Here is a 6,263-nt window from a genome sequence, read left to right as displayed (position 1 = left end):
ATTATCCGGCAGGCTGGTATTTACGTAACCCCCATCATTCAACTCATCGGGTTTCCAGTAAAGCAGGTTGTTTAATCTTTGTGAAACTGATGCAAATGACTGAACATGAGATAGAACCCGTCCGAATCAATACCAATGATCCAGCGAATTGGAAGCTTACCCAACGTCGGATGATATGCCCGCTATTTCAATCTGAACATGAGCAGACCTATTTAGAAAAGCTAAAACCTGATCAAATTCTCGTAGAGAAATCAAAACAAGGGATTGAATTGTTCATTATCAAAGGTCAATTATTTTGCGGCGCTGAAATATATCCAGCAGGTTCATGGGTCCGTCTTCCCATCAATAATAGTGCCGCTAAATTTCAGGCGGGTCCATCAGGTGCAACGCTTTATGTCAAAACGTGTCATCTACAACATGCCATAGATGTATGGGTGAAATGAACAATAATGTATCTTCGAAATGAGGCTGTCTCGTGTCTAGAATACAGGAAGCCATCCAATTACTACTTTTATAATCAATACAAAATGTAATGATATATCACTACATTTCTGATATTTCTTTTTTCATGTATGATCGACTAAAACAAATTCAGGGATAAGGTTATGTTTGAAACTATTGATGATTTAAAGAAAAAATTAGATCAACATCGCCCTCTCTCTCCGTCAATTGTCAAAAATTTACAAGAAGATCTTATTGTCCGTTGGACGTATCATTCGAATGCAATTGAAGGTAATACACTCACCCTGCTAGAAACAAAAGTCGTGTTATAGGAATGCTGATTTATCCGTGGTTTAAATGTACTTTCGGTACGTATAAATTTCGCCACATTCTCCAGCCATTCAGCGCCAAGAGAATAAAGATAAAATAAAGGACGGCGGTTAAATACAATGATTTATGCGTGTACATGCCGACATAAATCACATCTAAAACACACCATAATGCCCAGCTTTCAATATATTTTTTGGCCGCCCAATAACTTGCCACCAAGCTAAAAGAAGCCAACATTGAATCCAACCAAGGTAGTGACGCTGTGGTGAAATGAGCAAATAAGGCCCCAATCAGCAGACCCGCGACAATACCCACAATCAGACTATATACCCAGTTTTTTTTATTCAAATAGCCAATCTGTACGGTCAGATCCTGGTCTTGATCTTTCTTCGACCAGCTATACCAGCCATACAGTTGCATCAAGATAAATACGGCTTGTAATGCTGCGTCTGCAAATAAATTGACACGATAAAAAACAATGATATACAGAAATACAGCGACAATATTCACTACCCAGCAGGCTTTATATTGTTTAGACGTCGACCAGACACCTAAAACATTTAAAATGAACGCTGCAATTTCTATATTTTCCATAGCAATATAACCTGATTAAGCAGCCAATTTAGAAGTTCAGATTGAATGACAAGGTTGCTGTACGTGGCGAACCCAAGAATAAATAATCGTCACCCAAAAATTCACCTGCATCACGCCAGTATTTCTTATTGAACAGATTATTAATATTCAAGCGCAGCAATGCATCGGTCGTATTCAGCTTAAATTGATAAGCGGCCCCTAAATCAACCACACTATAACCCGCGACTTTCGCAGTGCCCTCTTTGTTGGCATATTTGCTTGAACTGTATTGTCCACCTGTCAGAACAGTGAAACCTTCAATGCCCGGCACGTTATAGCGAAGATGCGTTGCGAAACGAACTTCTGGCACGTTTTGCGCTTGATAATTGCCATATTCAACCGTTTCAACATTTTCTAACCGGGCTTTGATCCATGCCAATGATGAGGTTAAGGCCAAATCATCCGTTAATGCACCATTCAGTTCTAATTCCAGACCAAGACTACGCTGCTCACCTTCCTCTACAAGCATAAAGCCTGTGTCAGTTGGTTTGCTATATTGGTTGTCTTGGCGTAAATCAAATATCGAGGCAGTAAATAAAAACTGCTTGATCTGTTGTTTTAGACCAATTTCATATTGCTCTGAATAGATCGGCGCTAGAGTTTCAGCAGCATTATCTGCAAACCAAGGTGCTGTCTTTCCATCTGACAAGCCTTTCGCATAAGAGGCATACACAGTGGTTGACTCTACTGGACTATAACTCACTGCAAACTGCGGTAAAAATTTGCCTAAATCTGTATCACGGACTTTTACTACCTGCTTACCCTCTGCATCATAAGCATGTGCTTGTTCATCAAGCTCGATCCATTTTCCACCAACCAAAGTGGTCCAGTGTTCATTCCATTCGATACGGTCTAAGGCTGTGAATGCGGTTTGTTTACTTTTAAGCGCTTGATAATTTTGTCCAGCATTCGTTGTTGCTGGAGCAAAATCCATGGTTTCTGTATAAATATTACCTACACCAATCCATTCATTGACACCAACAAAACGATCTCTCGATTTATTGGTTTGCGTAATATCAAAATTTAGATAATGTTGCGCCCAATTGGTATCAATCACCCCATCCAATTTGACTTTAAATTGATTGGTTTTAAAGGTGTCATCAGGGTTACGATAATCATAAATATCGTAATTACCATTCGCATCAAAAGTGTTGCCTAAGCCATTATATTCACATACCGCAGCATAACACCCCCAAGCAAATGTCGAATAATCATCAACCTTGGATTTACTGTGGGCTGCAACGAGTCCCAGGTTCCAGTCATCATTCAATGCATAGCTATATTTTAAACTGCTATTCAGACTATCGATCGTGACCGGTTTGCCCCAAGTCTGATAACCAAGCAATTGATCCCATTTCACATTTTGTGGGACTTTACCATCGAGTAATTGATAACCTGGCACTGATTTTTGTTCGGAACGCTGTGCTTCTAGATCAAATTCCAATTTAGATTGCTCAGATGTTTTCCAATCTAAGGCCAATGCCGCTAGATAGCGTTCACCACCCACATGATCGACATAAGACTCAATCTGTTCATTCACTACATTGATGCGATATCCGAATTGTTGCTCATCACCCAAAAAACCACCGACATCAGTTGCAACGGAAAACTGTCCATATTCATCGGCAGAGAATGTTAGGGCCTGGATATCTTTGGGTCGCTTGGTAACATAATTCACCACACCACCCGGGGTCGACATCCCACTTTGAATCACGGAAATACCTTTTAAAATTTCCACGCGTTCTTTGTTTTCAAGCGCAACATTTTGTTCACCACGAATCACATTACCATTAATCAGGTAGCTAGATGCCAAATCGAGTGCAAAGCCACGCGAGACAAAGTTTGGATAATAGCCAATTGCAGCATAGCCATCACCGATGGCTGCATCATTTTTTACAACATCGCTCAGCACCCGGGCATGTTGTTCAGCAATGAGATCGGCAGTCACGATAGAGACTGATGCAGGTATTTTTTGCAGACTGTCCGTAGCAAATCCCTCAATATTCACTTTGGTACTCGTGTAAGGGATACTTTGATCGGCTGTAATGACAATCGTTTCAAGTTTTTGAACATCGTCTTCAGCATAAGCCAGCGGGATTAAACACAGCTGCGACAGAATGATCATATTTAAAGATCGGGTTAATACATTCTGTTTGAGTTGACGAGTGTTCATACGAAACCTTATGTATTTGAAGTGGGTGATGATGCTGGGTTTAGAAAGCAACTAAGAAGAGTGCAATTGGTGTTGAATGAGCCGGGTTAAAGTCTGGGTAAATTGCTGACCTTGTTCGCCAAGGAACCAGTCCACATGACCGATAATCCAGTCGTAATAAGCCGCATTTGCATGGTTTAGGTTTTGGGTAATACCAACAAAATACTCAAGCTCTGAAAAAGCGAAATCCAAATGCACGATTTTCAGTAGCTCTGGCAAAATACTAAAATCTTCTTGTGGATGTACTTCAGAAAAATAAGCATGTAGAAAGGCGGTTAAACCAGTTTCATCAATCTGAATATGTGGGTTTTGCTCTAATTCCAACCAAGCAATGAAATTACGTTCAATCGTCACAGCTAGATCATAAATTGCTGAGTTTCGGTCAGATAAACCAAAATCAATCACGGCAGTAATCTCAGCTTTGACATCCGGCGCTGACCAAAACAGATTAGAAGCGTGTAAATCGTTATGGGTCCAAATTCTGCTTGCCTGTTGCAATACCGGCCGAATACGCTGGTGAACCTGCAAAATTTGATCTAAAAAGTAAGGATCGAAATTTTTGTCGGCAAAATAACGGCTTAATTCTGGACTGTTTGTAATGCGCCATTGAATGGCTGTAACGATATTTTCACTGTCTAAAAGCTGCTGATTGGACACTAAATAAGATGCTGATCTGCCCTGTTGCTCAGGAAAATCCTGCATGGCCATATGTAAGATTGCCAGCAATTGCCCCGCTTTCGCAGCATGTTCAGCATAGAAAAAAGGTTTCCAGGATTGCTGATCTGCATACAGATCTAAACCGGCTGCTTTTGCATAGACTTCATAAGTCCACTCATCCAACTCTAAAGCGGTCAGACCTTGATTTGATCTAAGCAGTGCTGCAACAGGAATTTCCTTACCAGCTAAATGTTCAAGAACAGCATGCTCCTGTAAAATATCGCGGGCACGACGAAAGGAACAATGGCTGCGCTTGATCAAATACTGATGCGCGACTGTTTCATCCCTGCTCACAACATCCTGCTCCACCTTGACCAGTACTGCAGATGAAAATGGCCGTGGACTACACCACAAAATCTGAATATGACCTTGTAAACAGGAATACTGCTGCTGCAGGCTTTGTAATTCTGGATCAGAAATATGTGCCCAGTCTTTATTTTCCCAAGCATTGCCCATACCATGACCTAAATCATCAGTAATTGTGGTCATCATCAATATTCCTGAGCCAGATCATCATGTGGTAATGGATAGTCATCATTTAAGCAAACATGTACACAGTATTTTCAAATACATTTAATATTTAAGGTACGTCCTAAAATTAAGTGGTACATACCAATATTAAATTGGAGGAAAGTGTATCCTTTTAAATATAAAAATAGAATGCTTAAAAGTTTTTTAAAATGAAAAAATCCTAAAAACAATGAAGCTTTTAGGATTTGAATAGATTGGATATAAATATAAGCTTATGCGTGAATATCTAGGGTCATTTCAATTTTGTCCTGTGACCAGATTTCGATGTCATATTCAATCACTAGATCGTTTGATTTAGAAATACGTTCAATGTAAGTTGCTGTTTGGCTTATAGGAATTCCTAAATATTGGCTCTCAAAATGAGATACACCGGTATTTTTAATTTTTAGCTGACTACTCGTGTAATCGTATTCAAAGTGATTTTTAATGACATCTTGGACCGAAGTAATCACATCATAATTCAGCACATTTGGAAACAGCGCAACAGGTAGATAATTATATTCTAGAAGTACCGGTACATCATCGGCATAACGTAAACGGATAATTTCAATAAAGCCCAATTTACGACTTTCTTCACTAAAAAGATTACTGTGATCAAATCGCTCCAGCTGTCTGGTCGAGATCAGTTCAGTTCTGGCATTAAAACCCTGTGCCTTCATATAGGAACGAAAATTTTCAATTGAGTTTGGATAGTATTGAATTTTTTTATTACTCACAAACCAGCCGAGATTTTGCCGTTTGTAAATTTTATCTTCGGCACGAAGCTGTTCATAGGCCTTACGCACTGTTTCCCTTGAACAGTTAAACTTTAATGCCAAGTAGCGTTCCGATGGAATCATTTGATTAGAACTATAATTTTTCAATTCAGCCTCAATCAAATCTCTGATTTCCATATACTTCATTCAGTGAATCCAGCTCGTCAGCGTAAGTTATATTGATGGTACTAAATTAAAGAACAGAGGAAAATTAAAAAAGGTACAGATCAGTAGAAAGATGCATTCCCTAGTCTTAATGAGAATCTTTACCAACATTATTGATACGTGATTCTAAGATAATATCTTTTCAATCCCCACTTTTACAATCAATATAAAATGTAATGATATATCACTACATTTCTGATATTTATTTTTTCATGTATGATCGACTAAGACAAATTCAGGGATAAGGTTATGTTTGAAACTATTGATGATTTAAAGAAAAAATTAGATCAACATCGCCCTCTTTCTCCATCAATTGTCAAAAATTTACAAGAAGATCTTATTGTCCGTTGGACCTATCATTCGAATGCTATTGAAGGCAATACACTTACATTACTAGAAACAAAAGTTGTCTTAGAAGGCATAACTGTTGGTGGAAAGGCATTAAGAGAACACTTCGAAGCGATCAACCATAGAAATGC

Annotated in this window: 4 protein-coding genes and 3 pseudogenes; 3 read left to right on the top strand and 4 right to left on the bottom strand. The window is 39.0% G+C overall.

The window, feature by feature from the left end; all coding sequences use genetic code 11:
• Both WAK81_RS13185 and WAK81_RS13180 read left to right on the top strand, forming a co-directional pair.
• Window positions 1-443, top strand: a pseudogene (locus tag WAK81_RS13185) (anti-sigma factor); the annotation flags it as partial.
• Window positions 444-605: 162 nt separating this feature from the next.
• Window positions 606-770, top strand: a pseudogene (locus WAK81_RS13180) (Fic family protein); the annotation flags it as partial.
• 13 nt (window positions 771-783) lie between these two features.
• Here the strand turns inward: WAK81_RS13180 and pnuC are convergent.
• The 4 genes from pnuC to WAK81_RS13160 form a co-directional block, all read right to left on the bottom strand.
• Window positions 784-1,365, bottom strand: a complete 582-nt coding sequence (pnuC, locus tag WAK81_RS13175) for a nicotinamide riboside transporter PnuC (protein WP_422197428.1) — start codon at window positions 1,363-1,365, stop codon at window positions 784-786.
• Between the two features lie 28 nt (window positions 1,366-1,393).
• Complete coding sequence (locus WAK81_RS13170; protein ID WP_422197426.1) at window positions 1,394-3,577, bottom strand: TonB-dependent siderophore receptor; 2,184 nt, start codon at window positions 3,575-3,577, stop codon at window positions 1,394-1,396.
• Between the two features lie 51 nt (window positions 3,578-3,628).
• Window positions 3,629-4,822: a phosphotransferase enzyme family protein gene (locus tag WAK81_RS13165; RefSeq protein WP_422197424.1), complete on the bottom strand. Its 1,194-nt coding sequence runs from the start codon at window positions 4,820-4,822 to the stop codon at window positions 3,629-3,631.
• A 254-nt stretch (window positions 4,823-5,076) separates the two neighbouring features.
• Window positions 5,077-5,766, bottom strand: a complete 690-nt coding sequence (locus tag WAK81_RS13160) for a GntR family transcriptional regulator (RefSeq protein WP_422197422.1) — start codon at window positions 5,764-5,766, stop codon at window positions 5,077-5,079.
• 267 nt (window positions 5,767-6,033) lie between these two features.
• On the opposite strand from WAK81_RS13160, the pseudogene WAK81_RS13155 reads away from it, so the two are divergent.
• A pseudogene (locus WAK81_RS13155) lies at window positions 6,034-6,263 on the top strand (Fic family protein); the annotation flags it as partial.

This window comes from Acinetobacter sp., assembly GCF_049284435.1.
Classification (GTDB): Bacteria; Pseudomonadota; Gammaproteobacteria; order Pseudomonadales; family Moraxellaceae; genus Acinetobacter.
Note: the sequence above shows the minus strand (reverse complement) of the source record. Positions and strands in the feature narration are given on the sequence as shown.